Genomic DNA, 20,635 nt, shown 5'->3' with positions numbered 1-20,635 from the left:
CGTGCAGTCGTTCATCATCACTCTGCTCAACGGCCTGAGCTACGGGTTGCTGCTGTTCATGCTGTCGGCCGGGCTGACGCTGATCTTCAGCATGCTCGGCGTGCTCAACTTCGCGCATGCGAGCTTCTATATGCTCGGCGCGTACGTCGGCTTTTCGGTGGCGGCGCGCGCCGGCTTCTGGAGCGCGCTGGTGGTTGCGCCGCTCCTCGTCGGTCTGCTCGGCGCGGCGCTCGAACGCTGGCTGCTGCGGCGCGTGCGCGGGCACGGGCATCTGCCCGAACTGCTGCTGACGTTCGGCGCCGCCTATCTGCTCGGCGAACTCGTCAAGCTCGGCTGGGGGCTCGGTCCGCTGTCGGCGAGGATTCCGGCGGTGCTCGACGGTCCGCTGTTCTCGCTGTACGGCGCGGTCTTCACGCGCTACCGCGCGTTCATGATGGCGGTGTCGCTCGCGATGCTCGCGGCGCTCGTCGCGATGCTGCGCGTGTCGAAGACGGGCTTGATCGTGCGCGCCGCGCTCACGCATGCGCAGGCCGTCGAAGCGCTCGGGCACGACGTGCCGCGCGTGTTCACCGGCGTGTTCGCGGCCGGCACCGCGCTCGCCGCGCTGGCCGGCGTGATCGGCGCGCCGCTGTTCGTCATCGAGCCGGCGATGGCGGAGTCGCTCGGCTCGATCGTGTTCGTCGTGGTCGTGATCGGCGGGCTCGGGTCGCTGAGCGGGGCGCTCGTCGGGTCGCTGCTGGTGGGGTGCCTGCAAACGCTGGCGGTCGCGAGCGATCTCTCGTTGGGCGACGTGGTGTCGCTCGCCGGCGCCGTGCTGCCGCCCGAATGGGACGCGCTGACGCTCGCGCAACTGGCGCCGCTGCTGCCGTACCTGCTGCTCGTCGCGGTGCTGGCGACGAAGCCGCGCGGGCTGTTCGGACGGCGTGACGATCATGCGTAAGCGGAGCGGGTCGTCAAACGCGCTGGAAAGCGAGGTGCCGCCTCGCGGGGGCGGCCGTGCGCTCGCGCCGTGGCTCGCGCTCGTCGCCTTTCTGGCCGTACCGCCTTTCATCTGGCCGCACAGCTGGCTGCTCGGCTATCTCGCGCAAAGCGCGACGATGATCGTGTTCGCGCTGTCGTACAACCTGCTGCTCGGCGGGACCGGGCTGCTGTCGTTCGGGCACGCCGCTTATGCGGGGCTCGGCGCGTTGATCGCCGCGCGGGTGTTCAACGCGGGCGGCATGCCGCTCGTGCTGCTGCCGTTGCTCGGCGGCATCGGCGGCGCGCTGTGCGGCGTGCTGTTCGGCTTCATCGCGACGCGCCGTGCCGGCACCGCATTCGCGATGATCACGCTCGGTCTCGGCGAGCTCGTCGTCGCGGCCGCGTGGACGCTGCCGGGCTGGTTCGGCGGCGAGGCGGGCGTCGCGATCGATCGCGCGAGCGGGCCACTCTTCGGCGGCTGGAGCTTCGGTCCGGCGCGCGAGGCCTATGCGCTGATCGCGGTGTGGAGCGTCGTCGCCAGTGTCGCGCTGTTCGCGCTGTCGCGCACACCGTTCATGCGGCTCGCGAACGCTGTGCGCGACAACCCGGCGCGCGCGGCGGCGATCGGCTGCTATCCGCGGCGGATTCGCTATGGCGTGGTCGTGCTGTCGGCGTTTTTCGCGGGCGTCGCGGGCACGCTCGGGCTGATCAATATCGAGCTCGTATCGACTGAGAGCGTCGGCATGATGCGCTCGGGCGCGGTGCTGATCGCGACCGTGATCGGCGGCACGGCGGCGTTCTTCGGGCCGGTCGCGGGGGCAATCGTGCTGACGTTTTTCAGCGTGGTGGTCGCCAGTGTCACGCGGGCGTGGCTGTTCTATCTCGGGCTGTTCTTCGTCGTCGTCGTGCTGGCCGCGCCGGATGGGCTCGCCGGCTTTGCCTCGCGGCAGACGGCGCGGATTGCCGCCAACGGCTGGCGACGTTGCCGCGCCGCGTATTGGTGGAGCGCGGCGGCGGGGTTGCTGTGGCTCGCGGCCATCGTGTTCGCGGTGCAGTGGGCCTATGCGGCGCAGTTCGGCGCGGACGAAGGTGCGGTTTCAGGTGGGTTGTTCGGCGCATGGTTCGGCGCCGGTGCAGGTGCGGGTACCGATGTCACCGTCGCGCCGCCGCTGTCGCCGCTTCCTCTTGCGCTGGCGCTCGCTGCGCTCGCCGCTCTGGCTGCGCTGACCACGCGCCATGCGCTGCGCGCGCATGCGCGCGTCACGGGCCACGCACGCGCGGCGCGATTCCCCGGAGCCGCACGATGATCCCCGCACTCGCGCTCCACGGCATCGAAAAGCGTTTCGGATCGACGCAAATCCTGCGCGGCGTCGATCTCGCGATCGAGCCAGGCGAGCGGCACGCGCTGATCGGCCCGAACGGCGCGGGCAAGTCCACGCTGTTCAACCTGATCGGGGGCGGCGCGCGGCCGAGCGCGGGGCGTATCCACCTGTTCGGCGCGGACATCACGCGGCTCGCGCCGGCCGCGATCGCGCGCCGTGGCCTCGCGCGCAGCTTTCAGAGCACCAGCGTGTTCGCGCGGCTGTCCGTGTTCGACAACCTGCGCTGCGCGGCGCAGCTTGCCGAGCGCGATCGCACGCGCTGGTGGCAGCGTCTGACCGGCACCGCCGCGGTCGATGCGCGCGCGGCCGGCGTGCTCGACGCGGTCGGCCTCGGCGCGCGCCGCGACGTCGCGGCCGGCACGCTCAGCTACGCGGAGCAGCGCGCGCTCGACCTCGGCATCGCGCTCGCGGGCGGCGCGCACACGCTGCTGCTCGACGAACCGACGGCGGGCATGAACCGCGCGGAAGCGGCACGCGCGATCGAGCTGATCCGCGACACCACCGCGGGCCGCACGCTGCTGATGGTCGAGCACGATATGGATGCGGTGTTCGCGATCGCCGATCGCATTTCGGTGCTGGTGCAAGGGCGCATCATCGCAAGTGGATCGCCGGCCGCGATTCGCGCGGACGCCGCGGTACGGGCCGCGTATCTGGGTGAGCGCTTCGACGTCGGCTCAGGCGCGCGGGCGGGTGATGAACCGGACCACGGAGCAGGCCGTTGAGCGCGCTGCTCGACATTTGCGACCTGAATGCGTGGTATGGCGCGAGCCAGGTGCTGCACGGCGTCACGCTGAGCATCGAGCCCGGCGAAGTGGTCGCGCTGGTCGGCCGCAACGGCTCGGGCCGCTCGACGCTCGCACGCGCGATCATGGGCCTCGTGCGCTGCGAGGGCGAACTGCGTTTCGCGGGGCGTTCGCTCGCCGGTCGGCGCACGTTCGAGATCGCGCGGCTCGGGCTCGGCTATGTGGCCGAGCATCGCGACGTGTTCGCCGCGCTGAGCGTGCATGAAAACCTGCTGCTCGGCATTGCGCCGGCTACCGCATCGCGTGCGCGCGGCCGCGCGCCGCGCTTCACGCTCGACGACGCGTACGCGCTTTTTCCCGTGCTCGCCGGGCGCAAGCGCACGCGCGCCGGCGCGCTGTCAGGCGGCGAGCAACAGATGCTCGCGCTCGCGCGGGCGCTGCTCGGAGATCCCGATCTGCTGTTGATCGACGAGCCCGGCGAAGGGCTCGCGAGTCTCGTGATGCAGCAGGTCGCCGCCTGTCTGCACACGCTGCGCGAGCGTGGCGTCGCGATGTTGCTGATCGAGCAGCGGCTCGTGATCGCGCGGGACATCGCGTGCCGCGTCGCGGTGATGGGGCACGGCGAGATCGTGTTCGACGGCGCGCTGGCGTCGTTTATGTCGCGCGACGACGTGATGCGCGAATGGCTCGGGGTTGGCTGACGCGCGACTACGGACAAGTTAGTCAAGCATCCTTGTTGATGATCCATTCGTGCGCCGGATCGTTATGGAAATGCCAGACCCGCTGGCTGCCCGCCATCACGTTCAGATAATACGAGTCGTAGCCGTACGGCACGATGACCGGGTGATAGCCGCGCGGCACCATCACGACGTCGTGATCCTCGACGGCCATCGATTCGTCGATATCGCGTGAGTCGGTGTACACGCGTTGGAATGCGAAGCCTTGCGGCGGATCGAGCCGGTGGTAATAGGTTTCTTCGAGCGAGCTTTCGAGCGGGATATTGTCGGTGTCGTGCTTGTGCGGCGGGTAGCTCGACGCGTGACCGCCCGGCGTTCTCACTTCGACCACCAGCAGCGATTCCGCCGGCTCGGTGTGCGGAAGAATGTCGCACACGTAACGCGTATTCAGCGACTTACCGCGCGTCGAGCGCTTCATCGACGCCGGCTCGATCAGCCGCGCCGGATACTCGCCCTTGGCCGGCGCGCTCGCGACACCGATCTCCGCGTCGCGGCATGCGCGCACCGTCGCGCGCACCTTCGGCGGCAAATACACCGCGTACGGCGCCGCGTCTTCGAACACGCTGTCGCGTGAACCGAGCGAGCTCCACGTCGTGCCCGGCGTTTCGATATCGACCGCGCCGCTCAGCACGACGATGCAGGCTTCACGCGCGGGCTCGAACACGTAGACGAGTTCGTTCGCGCCGAGCCGGTACGCGGCGAATCCCACATAGCGCCAGCAGGCCGACTGCGGCGTCACGCGCGCGATCGTCTGGCCTTCGCGCTCTGCCTTCACTAATAAGCTCATGCTGCCTCCTTGCCGAGCGGCGCATCGACGAGCGCCCGCAAAGTTCCATATCCCTTCTGCGCATAGTCGAACGGCGGCGCGACCACCGGGTCCTGCTCCGCCTCGACGACGAGCCAGCCGCAATAACCGTGCCGCTTCAACCGGTCGATCAGCGCCGGAAAATCGACCGCGCCGTCGCCGGGCACCGTGAACGCACCGGCGATCACCGCATCCAGAAAACTCCAGTTGCGATTGCGTGCGAGCTTCATCACGGCGGGGCGCACGTCCTTGCAGTGCACATGGCAAACGCGCGCGATGTGTTTGTCGAGCACGGCCAACGGATCGCCGCCCGCCAACGTGATGTGCCCGGCGTCGAACAGCAGGCCGACCGCGTCGCCTGTGCGCGCCATCAACTGATCGACGTCGGCAGGCGTTTCGACGTACGCGCCCATATGATGATGATAGGCGAGCCGCACGCCGCGACTCAGCGTATAACGCGCGAATTCATCGACGCGTGCCGCGTAGCCGGCCCATTGCGTGTCGCCGAAAAAGCGCGGCCGTTGATACAGCGGGCGCGGCGCGCCCTGGATCGAATCGGCGACCTCGCCATACACCATCACGGTCGCGCCGTTCTGCGCGAGCAACTCCAGATGCGGGCCGACCGCGTCGATTTCTTCGGCGACGGTGCGCCTGGCCAGTTGTCCCGAGTACCAGCCGGACACGAGCGCGAGGTCGTATTGCGCGAGCAGCGTTTTCAGCGCCTGCGGCTCGCGAGGAAACTTGTTGCCGAGTTCGAAGCCCTGATAGCCGATCTGGCGACCCTCGGTCAGCGCGACTTCGAGCGGCGTCTCGCCGCCGAGCGACGGCAGGTCGTCGTTCATCCACGACAGCGGGTTGATGCCGATGCGTACGTCGAAAGCAGTCATGCCGGAGTCCTCATGGTTCTCAGTCGTGATCGGCGCCCTGTGACGGCGCAGGCGTCGCGGGCGGCGCCGCGCGCGCGGCGAGCTGCGCGTCGTACTTCGCGCGGGCCTCGCGCACCTCGGTGCGCGTCGACACTTCGGGCACCGCGACTTCCCACCACCAGCCACCGTCTTCGGTGGTTCGAGCCGGGTCGGTGTCGATGCTGATCACGTACGTGCCTCGCGCCGCGCGCGCGCGTTGAAGTGCCGCTTCGAGCTCGGCGAGATTGCGCGCATGCTCGGCTTGCGCGCCGAGCGCGCGCGCATGCGCGGCGAAGTCGATGCGCGGCGCGCCTTCCGGTGCGTGCACGCAATCGTCGAGCAGATTGTTGAACGGTGCGCCACCGCAAGCCTGTTGCAGTCGATTGATGCAGCCGAAGCCGCGATTGTCGAGCACGACGACGATTAGCTTCGCGCCGAGCATCACCGAGCTCGCGATCTCGCTGTTCATCATCAGATAGCTGCCGTCGCCGAGAATCACGATCACCTCGCGCTCGGGCCGCGCGAGCTTGACGCCGAGGCCGCCCGCGATCTCGTAGCCCATGCACGAATAGCCGTATTCGACGTGAAACGCGCCGGGCCGGCCCGCGCGCCATAGCTTGTGAAGATCGGCGGGCAGCGTGCCGGCCGCGCAGACGACGATGTCGTCGGTCGGCGAGTGCGCGCTCGAACGCTGCACCGCGCCGATCACGTCGCCCTCATAGGGCAGTACCGCGTCGCGTTGGGGCGCATGGGTGAGCGTTTGCACGGTGTCGCGCCAGCTCGCCGCGAGCTTGTGCGCGCGCGCGGTCCAGCTGCGCTCGGCGTGCCAGCCATGCAGCGGCCCCGTTAGCGCATCGAGCGCGAGTTTCACATCGGCTTCGACGACGAAGCCGCGATGCTTGAGCGCGTCGAATCCGTTCGCGTTGATCGCGATCACGTCGGCTTGCGTGAACAGCGTGTTCGAGCCGGTCGTGAAGTCTTGCAGCCGCGTGCCGAGCGCGAGCACGCAGTCGGCGTCATGCGCAAGCGCGTTGGCAGCCGCTGAGCCGGTCACCCCGAGCGCGCCGGCATTCAGCGGATCGTTCCACGCGAGCGAGCTTTTGCCGGCCTGCGTTTCCGCGACCGGCACGCCATGTGCGCTCGCGAAGCGGTGCAGCGCATCGGCCGCGCGGCTGTACAGCACGCCGCCGCCCGCGACGATCAGCGGACGCTTCGCGTGCCGCAAGCGCGCGCACGCGGCGTCGATCTCGTCGCTACGCGGCGCGGGTGCATGAAAGCGCACGACATGCGGCGTGAAAAAGTCCTCCGGGAAGTCCCACGCCTGCGCCTGCACGTCCTGCGGCAGCGCCAGCGTGACGGGGCCGCACAACGCGGCATCGGTGAGCACGCGGATCGCGCGCGGCAGCGCGCTCAGCAATTGCGCAGGATGCACGATGCGGTCGAAGTAGCGCGACAGCGGCTTGAACGCGTCATTCGCGGACACGCCGCCATCGTTGAAATCCTCGACCTGCTGCAAGACCGGATCGGGCGCGCGCGACACGAAGATGTCGCCGGGCAACAGCAGCACCGGCAAACGGTTCACGTGCGCGAGCGCGGCCGCGGTCAGCAGATTGGTGGCGCCTGGGCCGATCGACGTCGTCACGGCCATCATGCGGCGGCGAAAGTGCGCCTTCGCGTAGGCGATCGCACTGTGCGCCATCGCCTGCTCGTTGTGCGCGCGCAAGGTCGGCAGCACGTCGCGATGCTGATACAGCGCCTCGCCGATGCCCGCGACGTTGCCGTGACCGAAAATCGCGAACACGCCGCCGAACAGCGGTTCGACGTTGGTGCCGTCTTCGCTGGCGACGCGTTGCGCGGCCAGATAGCGCACGAGCGCCTGCGCCATCGTCAGGCGAATCGTGCCGCCGGTGCGCGCAGGCGCGTGCGCTTGCGTCGCGCCGCTGGCGGATGGGGTGTCGTCATCCATGATGCGCTCGTTCATGCGGCCTGCTCCTGATGAGCGTGATGAGGTGTGCCATGCGCCGCCGGTTCGCCGCGCGCACCGCGCCATGCGGCGATCAGCGTTTCGAACGTGAGGCGCACGCGCGCGATCAGTTCGTCGTCGCCGATTTCACCGGCGAGCCACGCATGACTCGGTTCGTGAAAGATCGTGCGGCCGACCGTGAAGCCGCGGCACGTCGCCGCTTGCGCGGCCGCGCGAAAGCCTTCGCTCAACTGCTCGACCGCCGCCGACAAACCGAGCAGCACGACGCCGCGGCAATACGGATCGCGCTCGGCGATCAGCGCGTCGATGGCCTGCCATTGCGCGGCGTCCATCGGTTCGAGCTTCCACCACTCGGGGTAGATGCCGAGGTTGTAGATGCGCTTTAACGCGCGATACACGATATCCGGCCCCTGCGGCAGCGACGCCTGCTTCGGTGGAATCACTTCGAGCAGCAATTCGTGGCCGCTTGCCTGCGTCGCGTCGTACAGCGCACGCAGTTGCGCTTCCTGTTCGAGCCGCTGCTCGATCGGCTCGTCGGGATGAAACTGCACGAGGCATTTGACGACGTGCTCCTGCGGCCACGCGATCAACGTGGTGCCGATCGAACGACCATGATCGAACACGAGCGGCACGGAGCCGGGCAGTTCGACCGGGCGGCCGATCCACCAGCCGCGACCGGTCGCGGCATTCAGCGCGTCCTGACCATAGCGGTCGTCGATCAGTACGCCGATGCGTCCCTGCAGGTTCAATGCACGTTCGGTTTGCGCGACCGCTTCGACGAACAAGCCCTTCAACCGGGCAATGCGCGCTTCGTCGGCACCGGTCTGCTGCGCGAGTTCGAAGAACGGGTTGCGATGATCGAACGCGAAGCCGAGCACTTCGGGCCACGCCTTGCGTGCCGGCGACACGCGATGCAGTCTTGCGAGCTTCGCATCGCGATCGGGGCGGCGCATGCGTTGCGGATCGGCCTGCGCTTCGCGCAGGAAGTAGTCGAGTTCGGCCGATGTCGGCATCGCCGGGGCGCAGCCGTGCCGCGATACGACCAGCGCGCCGCTCGCGTTCGCGGCGCGCGCGCAGGCGACGAGCGACTGATCGCGCAGCCAGCCGGACAGGAAGCCGGAAGCGAACGCGTCGCCCGCGCCGAGCACGTTCAGCACGTCGACTTCGACGCCGCCATGAACCGGCGCATCGTCGAGCGACGCAGGCACCTCGCCGTCGATGATCTGACAGCCGAGCGGCCCGCGTTTCAGCACGAGCGTGGCCGGCGTCACCGCGCGCACCATCGCGAGCGCGTCGGCGAGGTCGGTCTTGCCGCCGGCGATGCGAAACTCTTCCTCGGTGCCGATCACCAGATCGAACAGCGGCAGAATCCGCTGCAAATGCGCGCTGACGCCTTCGCTCGCGACGAAACGCGTCTCGCCGTCGGCCTTGCCCGTGAGTCCCCACAGCACCGGGCGGTAGTCGATGTCGAGCACGGTGCGCACGTCGTTGCGGCGCGCGTAGTCGAGCGCGCGACGGCTCGTGCGATTGACCTGCTCGGTCGAGAAATGCGTGCCGGTGATCAGCAGGGCTTTCGACGACGCGATGAACGCCTCGTCGAAGTCGGCCTCGTCGACCGCCATGTCCGCGCAGTTCTCGCGGTAGAAGATCAGCGGAAAGGTGTCACGGTCCTTCAGACCGAGCAGCACGAGCGCGGTCAGCCGATCGTGATCGATGCGCACGCGACTCACGTCGCAGCCTTCCTTCGTGAGCGTCTCCGTCAGGAAGCGCCCCATGTGATCGTTGCCGACGCGTGCCAGCATGGCCGCGGCAAGCCCGAGCCGCGCGCAGCCGAACGCGATGTTCGCCGACGAGCCGCCGAGATACTTCGCGAAGCTCGACACGTCTTCGAGCCGTGCGCCGACCTGCTGCGCGTACAGATCGACGGCCAGCCGGCCGAGGCACACGATGTCGCGGGCGCGCCCCGGCGCGAACCGGCTGTCCGCTGCGTTACCGCTGGAGGTGCTGGAGTGAGCCATGAATAGTCCTGAGTAGCAGTGCGCGGTGGGTGCGCGTCGGCCAGCCGGGCGAAACGCGCCGAGGCTGGCCGTGCCGCGCGAATCGGTCAGATCGTCGCGCCTTCGAGTTCGCCGATCAACTTCTGCATCTCGGCGCCGCCGGCCATCATGTCGAGCACTTCGTTCTTGCTGATCGTCTGTTTGGTGAACGTGCCGAGCGAGCGGCCGCGATTGAGCAGCGTGAACGAATCGCCGATCGGATACGCGTGGTGCACGTTGTGCGTGATGAAGATCACCGAGATGCCTTTGGCGCGCGCCTTGTGGATCAGCTTCAGCACGTTGAAGCTCTGCTTGACGCCGAGCGCGGCGGTCGGTTCGTCGAGAATCAGCACGCGCGCGCCGAAGTGGATCGCACGCGCAATCGCCAGACATTGACGCTCGCCGCCCGACATCGTGCCGATCGGCTGATGCGGGTCGCGCACGTTGATGCCCATTTCGGCGAGCTTGTCGCGCGCGGTGGTTGCGCAGGTTTCGAGGTCCATCACGTTCAGAATGCCGAACAGCTTTTTCTGCGGCTCGCGGCCCATGAAAAAATTGCGCGCGACCGATAGCAGCGGCACCAGCGCGAGATCCTGGTAGACGGTTGCGATACCGAGATCGAGCGCGTCTTTCGGCGACGTGAAGTGCACCGGTTTGCCGTCCACCCGGTAGGTGCCTTTGCTCGGCTGATACACGCCCGCGAGCGTCTTGATCAGCGTCGACTTGCCGGCGCCGTTGTCGCCGAGCAGGCAATGCACTTCGCCGCGTATGAGGCGCAGCGTGATGTCGTTCAGCGCGATGATGTTGCCGAAATAACGGCTGACGTTTTCCAGCGACAAAATGATGTCGTCGGTGTTCTGTTCGGGGGTGCTCATCGTGAACCTCCGTCTAGCGCGATGCCGCGACGCGGCCGCGCACGTAGTGGTTGAACAGCACGGCGAACAGCAACATCACGCCGAGGAACACGCGGAACCAGTCGGAATCGACGTTGGTGTACGTGATGCCGATCTGCACGACGCCGAAGATCAGCGCACCGAAGCATGCGCCGATCACCGAGCCGTAGCCGCCTGTCAGCAGCGTGCCGCCGATCACCGCGGCGATGATCGCTTCGAACTCCGCCTGCAAACCGCGGTCGGCCGCGGCCGAACCGATGTCGCACACCTGAAGTACTGCATACAGGGCCGAGCAGAACGCGGTCAGCACGAACAGCGAAATCTTCACGCGACGCACCGGCACGCCGACGTTCTTGGCCGCGTTGGCATCGCCGCCGACCGCGAAAATCCAGTTGCCGAAGCGTGTCTTGGCGAGCGTGAACGCGCAGACCACGGCGAGCACGAGCCACCACAGCAGCACCTTGGGAATGCCCGGCACGAGCGGCGTGCCGTTGTCGAGCAGCTTCACGAGGCCGAGGTGGCCGAGCCATACGAACAGGCCTCTGAACGCGACGCCCTGGAAGAGCGTGTGCGCGAACCAGTCCTGACGCGCGACGTCGCCGACACCGGAAATGATGGTGCGATCGGCGAACATCACCGATAGCGCGAGCGTGAGACCGCGCAGTATGAACAGGAACGCGAGCGTGACGATGAACGACGGCAGGCGCGTGCGGATCACCAGATAGCCGTTGAGCGCGCCGAGCAGCATCGAGCCGACGAACGCGAACACGATCGCCAGCCAGATCGGCCAGTGGAAGTACATGGTCGGCAGCGCGACCATCATGCCGGCAAAGCCGATCATCGAACCGATCGACAGATCGAACTCGCCGGCGATCATCAGCAGGCACGCGCCGACCGAGATCAGACCGAGATAGGCGGCGACCTGCGACCAGTTCATCACGCCGTCGAGGTTGAACATCCCCGAGTTGCCGGCCGCCACGCCGAACACGATGAACACCATCACGGTGCCGGCGAGCGCTGCGAATTCCGGTCGGCCGAGCAGATGGCGGAACCAGGATTCCTCGCGCACGCGTTCGTCGACGGCAGCGGATTGCGAGGCGGTCGTCGCAGCAGACTTCGCCGGGTCCTGCGGATCAGGCGGCGGTTGCTTGCGGTGATGGGGATGAAACAGGTCGGCGACACCCATTGAAGCTCTCCTTGATACGCCCGCGACCGGCGGGTCGGCGCAATGCCGTGGGCGTTTGCGAATCCGCTGAGCGGGCGGGCGCCGGCAAGACGCCATGCGTCCCGCCGGTCACTGTCTTTTCAACCTTGCCGCCGGCGCGGCGGCTCAGGCGCGCGATGCGATGCGTTGCCGTGCGTTCAGCGGTACTGGCCGGCGTACTTCAGCACCTTGTCGACGTTGGCCTTCGTGATGAAGCCCGGGCCCGAGCCGATATTGCGCGGCCCGTAGGACGGCGTGAGCCCATAAGTGGCAAGACGCTCCTTGAACTTCGGATTCGCCTGCAGGATCTCGCGGATTTTGGCCGGATCGGTGGTGTGGTCCTTCTTCACGATCGCGAGTACGGCAACCGGGATATAGCCCTGCAAGTACGGTTGCTGGTCGATCGCGAACTGGATCGTGCCGTCCTGGATGCCCTTCGCGATGTCGCTGTCGAAGTCGAACGTCGCGAACCAGATCTTGCCGGCGAGGCCCATCTGCTGCAGCGCCTTCAGCGTCGGATCGGCCGACAGCGGACCGAGCGTCAGCACCGCCTGGGTATCCGGATGATTGCGCAGGAACGCGCTGACCTTCGACTGCACGCCGGTCGGGTCCTGGCCCGTGTCGAGCGTCGAGGTTTTGAAGTTGGCGCCGATCGCTTCGGCGAAACCGCGGCAGCGTTCGAACGAAGCCGGGTTCGTCGCGTAGTGGTTCACGCACAGGAACGACTTGATGCCGGCGGCCTTGGCCTTTTCTCCGGCGGCTTTGCCGGCCGCGAACTCGGGCTGGCCGACGTGCATGATCGCGCCGAGCTTCGCGCTTTGCTCCTCGGTGCCCGAATTGATCGTGACGAGCGGAATGTGCTTCTCGGTGACCTTCGCGATCGAGCTCTTCAGCACGTCGAAGTCGGCGATCGACACGATCACGCCGTCGTAGTTGCGCGCGGCCGCCTGTTCGACGAGACGCGCCATGTCGGCGATGTCGCCGTTCGGCGGGTTGCGGTAGTCGGTCTGAACGTTGAAGTCCTCGTCGGCCTGCTTGATCGCGTTCTTGATCGTGTTCCACCACGAATCCGAATCCGGCGCGTGGCTGATCAGCACGAAGTGGGCGTCCGCCGCGCGGGCGGCCGGGGCCGCGCCGAATCCCGTCGCCAACGTCAACGCCGTCACCAGAATCCTGAGCGTTGCCTTGCCTCTGCAAAGTCTCATTGTCTCCACCTTTCTCGGTCTGTCGTTCGTTATTGAGGGAGCGACTGGCGGGCGGCTTTCCATTCCGATGACCCACACAACGAGGCCGATGCGCCATCGCTCACGACCAAGAGTAGGTCATCTTCCGAAGCCTTGCAAAGAAAATTTCATAAGAAATAAAAATGGAAAATACGTTCCATTTGACGGGGCGGCCGCCTATACTCGGCAACGTCGGATGCACGTTGCGGCGGGCCGCGGGCGCGTCTGCCGCATTGCAGGAAACCCCGAGAGGCTGTCATGGCGGAACAGATCACCGAAGAAGCGGTGCCGAGCGTCGACGAATTGATGCAGCGCATCGCGGATACCTACGAGTCGCTGCCGCGGCAGTTGAAAAGCGTCGCGACGTACATCGAGCAGCATCGCGCGAGCGTGATGATGGATCGCACGAGCGATATCGCCGCGAGCTGCGGCGTGCATCCGTCGGCGGTCGTGCGCTTTGCGCAGCGTTTCGGCTTTTCCGGGTTTTCGGATCTGCAGGCGGTGTTTCGTCAGGCGTATACGGGGCAGGGCGTGTCGTCGTCGAGCTATCAGCAGCGCATCCGCAAGCTGATCGACGAGAAGCCCGGCACCTTGTCGGGCGGCGCGGTCGCGCGCGAGTTCATCGCCGCGTCGCGCGGCGGCCTCGAAGAACTCGAAGCGGGCCTCGACGACAAGCAGTTCGACGCCGCCGTGAAGATGCTGCAGCAGGCCGACAACATCTACGTGATCGGGGTGCGGCGCTCGTTTCCGGTCGCGAGCTACATCGTCTATGCGTTGCAGCACACGCACAAGCGCGTGCATCTGGTGTCTGGCTTCGGCGGCATGTATCGCGAGCAGATCCGCAGTGTGAGGAAGGGCGACGTGGTGATTGCGATCAGCTTCGCGCCGTACGGCAAGGAGACGCAGTACTGTCTGCGCGTCGCGCATCATCATCAGGCGAAGACGCTCGTCATTACGGATAGCCAACTATCGCCGCTCGCACGCTACGCCAGCACGCAGCTGTACGTGAAAGAGGGCAGCGCGTTCGCGTTCCGCTCGCTGACCAGCACGATCTGCCTGTGCCAGGCGCTCTTCATCGCGCTCGCGTACAAGCTCGAACTGAACGTTGAAGAATCCAACGACACTGGAGGCTACGATGACTGACGCGGTAAACACGATCGACGTCGCCGTATTCGGCGCGGGGCGCATCGGCAAGATCCATGCGGCGAATCTCGCGCGGCAGCCCGGCGTGCGGCTCAAATACGTGGTCGACGTGAATCGCGAGGCGGCCGCCGCGCTCGCCGCGCAGCATGGCGCGCAGGTTGCGGATAGCGACGGCGCGATCGGCGATGCATCGATCGGCGCGACCGTGATCTGTTCGAGCACCGACACGCACGCGGACCTGATCGTCAAATCGGCCGCGCAGAACAAGCACGTGTTCTGCGAGAAGCCGGTCGATCTCACGTTGGAGCGCGCGCGGATGTGCGCAGAAGCGGTGGAGCGCGCCGGTGTCGTGTGCATGATCGGTTTTCAGCGGCGCTTCGATCCGACGTTTTCCGCGTTGAAAACGCGTCTCGACGCGGGCGAGATCGGCACGCCGGAAATGCTCGTCGTCACGAGCCGCGATCCGGGCGCGCCGCCGCTCGAGTACATCCGGCACTCGGGCGGCATCTTCAAGGACATGCTGATTCACGACTTCGACATCTGTCGCTGGATTCTCGACGACGAAGCCGACACGCTGCACGCCACCGGCAGTTGCCTCACCGACCCCGCGATCGCCGACGCGGGCGACATCGATTCGACCGCGGTGACGATCCGCACGAAGCGCGGGCGGCTGTGCCAGATCAACACCGCGCGGCGCGCTGCCTACGGCTACGACCAGCGCTTCGAAGTGCTCGGCAGCACCGGCATGCTGCAAGCAGGCAACGTTCGGCCCACCGAAGTCACCGCGTACTCGAAGACGGAAGTATCGACCGACGTGCCCGAGGCGTTTTTTCTCGAACGCTATCGCGCGGCCTACGCGCTCGAAATCGCGCATTTCTTCGACGCGGTCACGCATGGCAAGCCGGTGCGCACGACCGTCGCGGATGGCCTGAAAGCGCTCGAACTCGCGGAAGCCGCGACGCGGTCGTGGCGCGAGGGCCGCGCGGTCAAACTCGGCGAGGCAGCGTGATGAAGCCCGCCACGGAGCGCTTGCGGCTTGGCGTGGTCGGCCTTGGGCGGCTCGGCAAGCGGCATGCGGAGAATCTCGCGTATCGCGTGCCGGGCGCGACGCTCACGGCCGCGTGCAGTCCGCTCGAAGATGAACTCGCATGGGCGCGTGATGCGATGCATGGGTCGCTGCATGAGCCGCGTCTCTACACCGATTACGCGGACCTGCTCGTTGATCCGCACGTCGACGCGGTATGGCTCGTCACGCCGTCGTCGCTGCACGCGCAGCAGATCGTCGACGCATTGCGCGCCGGCAAGCATGTGTTCTGCGAAAAGCCGCTGTCGCTCGATGTCGCCGAATGCGAGCGCGTGCTGGCCGAAGCGGCGCGCTATCCGCACCTGCAGGCGACGATCGGCTTCATGCGCCGCTTCGATCCGAGCTACCGCGACGCGTTCGATAAAATCGCCGCCGGCCAGATCGGCCGGCCGTTCCTCGTGCGCTCGCAAACCACCGATAAAAACGACGACGACGGTTTCTTCGTGCGCTTCGCGGCGACCTCGGGCGGCATCTTTCTCGACTGCACGGTGCACGACATCGACGTCGCCCGCTGGCTGCTCGGCAAGCCGCGCGCGACGCGCGTGTTCGCGGCGGGCACGGTCGCGCTGCACGAGGGTCTGCGCGAATTCGGCGACGTCGACAACGGTGTCGCGATCTGCGAATTCGAGGGCGGCAAGCTCGCGATGTTCTACGCGTCGCGCACCCAGGCGCACGGCAACGATACGCATAGCGAAGTGATCGGCACGGCGGGCGCGCTGACGATCGGCCGCAATCCGCGCGCGAACCGCGTCGAGATCTACGACGCGACCGGCATTCGCAACGAGTGCACGCCGAACTTTTTCGACCGGTTCGAGGACGCGTTTCTGCACGAGGCACGCGCGTTCGTCGCATCGGTGCAACAAGGGCCGGGGAAGGGCGATGCGGCACAGAGTGGCGCGACGCTCGCCGATGCGCTCGAAGCGACGCGTATCGGCGTGGCGCTGCGCGAGTCGCTGCAACGCGGTGAGGCGGTGACGCTGTAACGGCGCGCGGCACGGCTCGCGCGTGGAAATGGGCGTCGTGGCGATGCCCGGCGCCGCCGCTCCGCCTGCTGTAGAATTTGACCCTCTGTCCGGCGTCGTCAGCGACGCCCCGTCCCGAAGGTCATCGTCGATGCAAATTCAGATTCACAAGGAAGTCGATGCGCGCGGGCTCATGTGCCCGCTGCCCATCCTGCGCGCCAAAAAGGCGCTCGCCGACATGGAAAGCGGCCAGATTCTCAAGGTGCTCGCCACCGATCCCGGCTCGCAGCGCGATTTCGCCGCGTTCGCGAAGCAGACCGGCAACGAGATCGTCGAAAGCTCGGCGCATGACAAGGTGTTTACGTTTCTGATGCGGCGTCGATGAGCTGCATTCGGTAAAACTGTCGGTCCGATGTAAAAAAGAAGGCGCTGTCCCCATTATTCGGGGTACAGCGCCTTCTTCGTTTCAGCCGGACTTTCGACGTCAGCCTTCGAGAACCGGCGAGCGGGTACGCAGATATTCTTCGAAATCGGCGGCTACTTCCGGGTGACGCAGGGCGAACTCGACGGTCGCCTTCAGGTAGCCCAGCTTGCTGCCGCAGTCGAAACGTGTGCCGTGATACTTGTACGCGAGCACCTGTTCGTCGGCGAGCAGCGACTGGATCGCGTCCGTCAGTTGCAATTCACCGCCCGCGCCCGGCTTGATGGAGCGCAGGTGATCGAAGATGCGCGGCTTCAGCACATAACGGCCCACCACGCCGAGGTTCGACGGCGCCACGCCCGGCTCCGGCTTTTCGACGATGCCCGACATCTTGATGATCGAGTCTTCCCATTCCTTGCCGTCGACGATGCCGTACGATTTTGTATCTTGCGGCGGGATCTCTTCGACGCCGATCACCGAGCTGTGATAGTGATCGAACACCTCGATCATCTGCGTCATCACGGGCGGCGTGCCGTACAACAGGTCGTCCGCGAGAATCACGGCGAAAGGGTTGTCGCCGACCAGCTTCTCGGCGCACAGCACGGCGTGGCCGAGGCCCAGCGCCTCGGCCTGGCGCACGTAGAAGCAGTCGACGTGGCTCGGCTTGATGCTGCGCACGAGTTCGAGCAGCTTGTCCTTGCCGCGCGCCTCGAGTTCGGCCTCGATCTCATAGGACTTGTCGAAATGGTCTTCGATCGCGCGCTTGCTGCGGCCCGTGACGAAGATCATTTCGGTGATGCCGGCCGCCATCGCCTCTTCGACCGCGTACTGAATCAGCGGCTTGTCGACGATCGGCAGCATCTCCTTCGGGCTAGCCTTCGTGGCGGGGAGGAAGCGGGTGCCAAGACCGGCTACCGGAAAGACCGCCTTCGTAACTTTTAGCATGTGAATACCCTGAGTCCTCTGGTTAAATCCTTGCCCGCCGTTGAGGGGGGCGGGCGCGTCGGTCAGGCCGGCAAGCGGGCCAGTTGGGCTTTCAGCTTGCCGACCGTGGCTTCGAAATCGGCCAGCCGCTTCTGCTCCTGTTCCACGACCGCCGCCGGCGCCTTCGCAACGAAGGCCTGATTCTGTAGCTTACCGTTGCACTTGACGATTTCGGCGCTCAACCGCGTGATCTCTTTCGACAGGCGTTCGCGTTCGACCGCTGCGTCGATTTCGACCTTCAACACGAGCTTGTCCGTTCCTACGATAGCAATAGGCGCGCCATCCGCCTGGGCGTCGAGCGCGGCCTCGTCGGCGATGATCTGCACCTCGGACAGACGCGCAAGTGCCTGAGCGTAAGGCGCGAAAGTACGAAGACGCTCCGCATTGCCGGTGGCGAGCAACGGCACCTTCACCGCCGGCGACAGGTTCATTTCACCGCGCAGATTACGGCATGCATCGATCACCGCTTTGAGATCGGTCGCCCACCGCTCGGCGTCTTCATCGAGCTTCGACGGCTCCGCGACCGGGTACTGCTGCACCATGATGGACGCCTCGCCCTCGGCCTTGCCTTCCGGGTAGCGTCCCGCGAGCGGCGCCACTTTCTGCCACAGCGCTTCGGTGATGAACGGGATCACCGGATGCGCGAGGCGCAGCACCGTTTCGAGCACACGCAAAAGCGTCCGCCGCGTGGCACGCTGCTGGTTCGGCTGCCCCGTCTGGATCTGCACTTTGGCGAGTTCGACGTACCAGTCACAATATTCGTCCCATACGAACTTGTATATGGCGTTGGCCACATTGTCAAAACGATAGTCGGAAAAACCCTTGACGACTTCCGCTTCCACGCGCTGCAGTTGCGACACGATCCAGCGGTCGGCCTGCGAGAAATGCAGATTGCCTTCTGGCCCGCATTCGCCACATTGCGCCGGCTGGCCGAAACCGCAGTCGTGGCCTTCGCAGTTCATCAGCACGAAGCGCGTGGCGTTCCACAGCTTGTTGCAGAAGTTGCGATAGCCTTCGCAGCGCGCGAGGTCGAAATTGACGTTGCGGCCGAGCGTGGCCATCGACGCCATCGTGAAGCGCAGCGCGTCGGTGCCGAACGCCGCAATGCCGTCCGGAAACTCCTTGCGGGTCTTCTTCTCGATCGACGCGGCCAGCTTCGGATTCATCAGGCCGGTGGTGCGCTTCGCGACGAGCGCGTCGAGGTCGATGCCATCGACGATGTCGATCGGGTCGAGCGTGTTGCCCTTGCTCTTCGACATCTTCTGGCCTTCGGCGTCGCGCACCAGACCGTGCATATAGACCGTTTCGAACGGCACCTTGCCCGTGAAGTGCGTGGTCATCATGACCATGCGCGCGACCCAGAAGAAGATGATGTCGAAGCCGGTGACGAGCACCGACGACGGCATGAAGTGCTTGAGCTCTTCGGTTTCGTTCGGCCAGCCGAGCGACGAGAACGGCACCAGAGCGGACGAGAACCACGTGTCGAGCACGTCTTCGTCGCGCTTCAACGCCCCCGTGTAGCCGGCCGCGGCGGCCTTTGCGCGCGCGTCCTCTTCGGTCCTGGCGACGAACACTTCGCCGTTCTCGCCGTACCACGCCGGAATCTGATGACCCCACCACAGCTGACGCGAGATGCACCAGTCCTGGATGTTTTCGAGCCACTGGTAGTACGTGGTGGTCCAGTTTTCCGGCACGAATTTGATCTGGCCGTTGCGCACGACGTCGAGCGCGGTTTCGGTGATCGACTTGCCCGGATAGAACGTGCCTTCGGGCGCCGGCTTGCTCATCGCGACGAACCACTGGTCGGTCAGCATCGGCTCGATCACGACGCCGGTGCGGTCGCCGCGCGGCACCATCAGCTTGTGCGGCTTGACCGATTCGAGCGCACCGAGCGCCTCGAGATCGGCGACCACCAGCTTGCGGGCTTCGAAACGGTCGAGGCCGCGGTATTTTTCGGGCGCGTTGTCGTTGATCTTCGCGTCGAGCGTGAGGATTTCGATTTGCGGCAGCTTGTGGCGCAGGCCGACCTGATAATCGTTGAAATCATGCGCGGGCGTGACCTTGACGACGCCTGTGCCGAATTCGCGGTCGACGTAATCGTCGGCGATGATCGGCACTTCGCGGTTCGACAGCGGCAGCGTGATGGTCTTGCCGATCAGGTGGGCGTAGCGTTCGTCTTCCGGGTGGACCATCACGGCGGTGTCGCCGAGCATGGTTTCCGGACGGGTGGTGGCGACGGTCAGATGGCCCGAGCCGTCGGTCAACGGATAGTGGATGTGCCACAGGTGGCCGTTTTCTTCTTCGCTGACCACTTCGAGGTCGGATACGGCGGTGAGCAGCACCGGGTCCCAGTTCACGAGGCGCTTGCCGCGATAGATCAGGCCCTGTTCATACAGACGCACGAACACGTCGCGCACGGTGGCCGACGTCTTGTCGTCCATCGTGAAGTATTCGCGCGACCAGTCGATCGATGCACCGAGACGACGCACCTGATTCGTGATCGTGGAGCCGGATTGCTGCTTCCACTCCCACACGCGCTCGACGAACTTCTCGCGGCCGAGGTCGTGGCGCGACACGCCCTGCGCGTCGAGCTGGCGTTCGACGACGATCTGCGTGGCGATGCCCGCGTGGTCGGTGCCCGGCACCCACAGCGTGTTCTCGCCGAGCATGCGGTGATAGCGGGTCAGGCCGTCCATGATGGTCTGGTTGAACGCGTGGCCCATGTGCAGCGTGCCCGTGACGTTCGGCGGCGGCAGCTGGATCGAGAAATCCTTGCGGTTCGCGTCGAAGGAGGGCGCGGCGTAGGCGCGCTTTTCCCATTCAGGGCCCCAGTGGGCTTCGATGGTGTGGGGTTCGAAGCTTTTTGCAAGCGTCGAGGTCGGGTCGCTCGGGGTGTCGCTCATGTTTCTGTTAAAGGCAGGATTTTGGAGGCGGGGAAGGGTTGATTATAGCTGGACGAGGTTTTTTGCCGGCCGGCGGCCGGTGTGGACAGGGGTTATGCTTTTTTCGTTGTTCTGGCTTGGTTGGCCTTTCCTTGCTTTGTTATCGGTCTATTAGCGTTGCCCCTGTGCGGGGCGGCACCTACTTTCTTTGCTGCTGCAAAGAAAGTAGGCAAAGAAGACAGCTCAAACCGCCAACTCTTAAGCGGGTCCCCTGGCTTGGAAGGAGT

Annotated in this window: 17 protein-coding genes; 8 read left to right on the top strand and 9 right to left on the bottom strand. The window is 66.0% G+C overall.

Translation table 11 applies throughout. The features are described 5' to 3' along the window. The first annotated feature begins 1 nt into the window (after position 1). From F6X39_RS12980 to F6X39_RS12965, 4 genes are read left to right on the top strand one after another with little or no spacing between them, the layout of a single operon-like run. Positions 2-940, top strand: a complete 939-nt coding sequence (locus F6X39_RS12980; protein ID WP_187616900.1) for a branched-chain amino acid ABC transporter permease — start codon at positions 2-4, stop codon at positions 938-940. Continuing rightward, positions 933-2,267 (top strand): branched-chain amino acid ABC transporter permease, encoded by a 1,335-nt coding sequence (locus F6X39_RS12975; RefSeq protein ID WP_262414693.1) that lies wholly within the window; start codon positions 933-935, stop codon positions 2,265-2,267. The genes F6X39_RS12980 and F6X39_RS12975 overlap by 8 nt, the downstream gene beginning before the upstream one ends. Beyond that, complete coding sequence (locus tag F6X39_RS12970; RefSeq protein ID WP_187616899.1) at positions 2,264-3,064, top strand: ABC transporter ATP-binding protein; 801 nt, start codon at positions 2,264-2,266, stop codon at positions 3,062-3,064. The genes F6X39_RS12975 and F6X39_RS12970 overlap by 4 nt, the downstream gene beginning before the upstream one ends. Beyond that, a complete protein-coding gene (locus tag F6X39_RS12965; protein ID WP_187616898.1) occupies positions 3,061-3,786 on the top strand; it encodes an ABC transporter ATP-binding protein in 726 nt (241 codons plus the stop codon). Before F6X39_RS12970 ends, F6X39_RS12965 begins: the two co-directional genes overlap by 4 nt. 22 nt (positions 3,787-3,808) lie before the next feature. Here the strand turns inward: F6X39_RS12965 and iolB are convergent, their stop codons facing one another. The 7 genes from iolB to F6X39_RS12930 form a co-directional block, all read right to left on the bottom strand. After that, a complete protein-coding gene (gene iolB, locus F6X39_RS12960) occupies positions 3,809-4,609 on the bottom strand; it encodes a 5-deoxy-glucuronate isomerase (RefSeq protein ID WP_187616897.1) in 801 nt (266 codons plus the stop codon). Then, positions 4,606-5,514, bottom strand: a complete 909-nt coding sequence (iolE, locus tag F6X39_RS12955) for a myo-inosose-2 dehydratase (protein WP_187616896.1) — start codon at positions 5,512-5,514, stop codon at positions 4,606-4,608. Before iolE ends, iolB begins: the two co-directional genes overlap by 4 nt. 19 nt (positions 5,515-5,533) lie before the next feature. Continuing rightward, positions 5,534-7,513 carry a 3D-(3,5/4)-trihydroxycyclohexane-1,2-dione acylhydrolase (decyclizing) gene (gene iolD, locus F6X39_RS12950; RefSeq protein ID WP_187616895.1) on the bottom strand — a complete coding sequence of 660 codons (1,980 nt, stop codon included), beginning with the start codon at positions 7,511-7,513 and terminating at the stop codon, positions 5,534-5,536. Continuing rightward, a complete protein-coding gene (iolC, locus tag F6X39_RS12945) occupies positions 7,510-9,534 on the bottom strand; it encodes a bifunctional 5-dehydro-2-deoxygluconokinase/5-dehydro-2-deoxyphosphogluconate aldolase (protein ID WP_187616894.1) in 2,025 nt (674 codons plus the stop codon). The genes iolD and iolC overlap by 4 nt, the downstream gene beginning before the upstream one ends. 86 nt (positions 9,535-9,620) lie before the next feature. After that, positions 9,621-10,427: an ATP-binding cassette domain-containing protein gene (locus F6X39_RS12940; protein ID WP_187616893.1), complete on the bottom strand. Its 807-nt coding sequence runs from the start codon at positions 10,425-10,427 to the stop codon at positions 9,621-9,623. Positions 10,428-10,440: 13 nt separating this feature from the next. After that, positions 10,441-11,631, bottom strand: coding sequence for an ABC transporter permease (locus F6X39_RS12935; RefSeq protein WP_187616892.1), 1,191 nt, complete (start codon positions 11,629-11,631; stop codon positions 10,441-10,443). A 176-nt stretch (positions 11,632-11,807) separates the two neighbouring features. Then, the gene (locus F6X39_RS12930) at positions 11,808-12,854 is read right to left on the bottom strand and encodes a sugar ABC transporter substrate-binding protein (protein ID WP_187616891.1); all 1,047 of its coding nucleotides are present in this window, start codon (positions 12,852-12,854) and stop codon (positions 11,808-11,810) included. A gap of 276 nt (positions 12,855-13,130) precedes the next feature. Here F6X39_RS12930 and F6X39_RS12925 point away from each other — a divergent pair, with 276 nt between their 5' ends. The 4 genes from F6X39_RS12925 (at position 13,131) to F6X39_RS12910 (ending at position 16,446) form a co-directional block, all read left to right on the top strand. Further along, positions 13,131-14,015: a MurR/RpiR family transcriptional regulator gene (locus tag F6X39_RS12925; protein WP_187616890.1), complete on the top strand. Its 885-nt coding sequence runs from the start codon at positions 13,131-13,133 to the stop codon at positions 14,013-14,015. After that, positions 14,008-15,024, top strand: a complete 1,017-nt coding sequence (gene iolG, locus F6X39_RS12920; RefSeq protein ID WP_187616889.1) for an inositol 2-dehydrogenase — start codon at positions 14,008-14,010, stop codon at positions 15,022-15,024. The genes F6X39_RS12925 and iolG overlap by 8 nt, the downstream gene beginning before the upstream one ends. Then, positions 15,024-16,082 carry a Gfo/Idh/MocA family oxidoreductase gene (locus tag F6X39_RS12915; RefSeq protein ID WP_187616888.1) on the top strand — a complete coding sequence of 353 codons (1,059 nt, stop codon included), beginning with the start codon at positions 15,024-15,026 and terminating at the stop codon, positions 16,080-16,082. Before iolG ends, F6X39_RS12915 begins: the two co-directional genes overlap by 1 nt. Positions 16,083-16,218: 136 nt before the next feature. Then, positions 16,219-16,446, top strand: a complete 228-nt coding sequence (locus F6X39_RS12910; protein WP_026225937.1) for a sulfurtransferase TusA family protein — start codon at positions 16,219-16,221, stop codon at positions 16,444-16,446. Between the two features lie 99 nt (positions 16,447-16,545). Here F6X39_RS12910 and galU read toward each other — a convergent pair whose 3' ends face one another. Beyond that, a complete protein-coding gene (galU, locus tag F6X39_RS12905) occupies positions 16,546-17,427 on the bottom strand; it encodes a UTP--glucose-1-phosphate uridylyltransferase GalU (protein ID WP_090801031.1) in 882 nt (293 codons plus the stop codon). Positions 17,428-17,489: 62 nt separating this feature from the next. Continuing rightward, the gene (locus tag F6X39_RS12900; RefSeq protein WP_187616887.1) at positions 17,490-20,369 is read right to left on the bottom strand and encodes a valine--tRNA ligase; all 2,880 of its coding nucleotides are present in this window, start codon (positions 20,367-20,369) and stop codon (positions 17,490-17,492) included. Positions 20,370-20,635: the final 266 nt, after the last annotated feature.

The organism is Paraburkholderia sp. UCT2 (assembly GCF_014397665.1).
GTDB lineage: Bacteria > Pseudomonadota > Gammaproteobacteria > Burkholderiales > Burkholderiaceae > Paraburkholderia > Paraburkholderia tuberum.
The sequence above is the reverse complement of the archived record's forward strand: the minus strand, read 5'-3'. Positions and strand labels throughout refer to the sequence as shown.

Bases quoted from the DNA above. Each gene is read 5' to 3' on its own strand.
- F6X39_RS12975 (WP_262414693.1), top strand. From the start codon at position 933: ATGCGTAAGCGGAGCGGGTCGTCAAACGCGCTGGAAAGCGAGGTGCCG.
- F6X39_RS12970 (WP_187616899.1), top strand. From the start codon at position 2,264: ATGATCCCCGCACTCGCGCTCCACGGCATCGAAAAGCGTTTCGGATCG.
- iolB (WP_187616897.1), bottom strand. From the start codon at position 4,609: ATGAGCTTATTAGTGAAGGCAGAGCGCGAAGGCCAGACGATCGCGCGC.
- iolE (WP_187616896.1), bottom strand. From the start codon at position 5,514: ATGACTGCTTTCGACGTACGCATCGGCATCAACCCGCTGTCGTGGATG.
- iolD (WP_187616895.1), bottom strand. From the start codon at position 7,513: ATGAACGAGCGCATCATGGATGACGACACCCCATCCGCCAGCGGCGCG.
- iolC (WP_187616894.1), bottom strand. From the start codon at position 9,534: ATGGCTCACTCCAGCACCTCCAGCGGTAACGCAGCGGACAGCCGGTTC.
- F6X39_RS12940 (WP_187616893.1), bottom strand. From the start codon at position 10,427: ATGAGCACCCCCGAACAGAACACCGACGACATCATTTTGTCGCTGGAA.
- F6X39_RS12935 (WP_187616892.1), bottom strand. From the start codon at position 11,631: ATGGGTGTCGCCGACCTGTTTCATCCCCATCACCGCAAGCAACCGCCG.
- F6X39_RS12930 (WP_187616891.1), bottom strand. From the start codon at position 12,854: ATGAGACTTTGCAGAGGCAAGGCAACGCTCAGGATTCTGGTGACGGCG.
- F6X39_RS12925 (WP_187616890.1), top strand. From the start codon at position 13,131: ATGGCGGAACAGATCACCGAAGAAGCGGTGCCGAGCGTCGACGAATTG.
- iolG (WP_187616889.1), top strand. From the start codon at position 14,008: ATGACTGACGCGGTAAACACGATCGACGTCGCCGTATTCGGCGCGGGG.
- F6X39_RS12915 (WP_187616888.1), top strand. From the start codon at position 15,024: ATGAAGCCCGCCACGGAGCGCTTGCGGCTTGGCGTGGTCGGCCTTGGG.
- galU (WP_090801031.1), bottom strand. From the start codon at position 17,427: ATGCTAAAAGTTACGAAGGCGGTCTTTCCGGTAGCCGGTCTTGGCACC.
- F6X39_RS12900 (WP_187616887.1), bottom strand. From the start codon at position 20,369: ATGAGCGACACCCCGAGCGACCCGACCTCGACGCTTGCAAAAAGCTTC.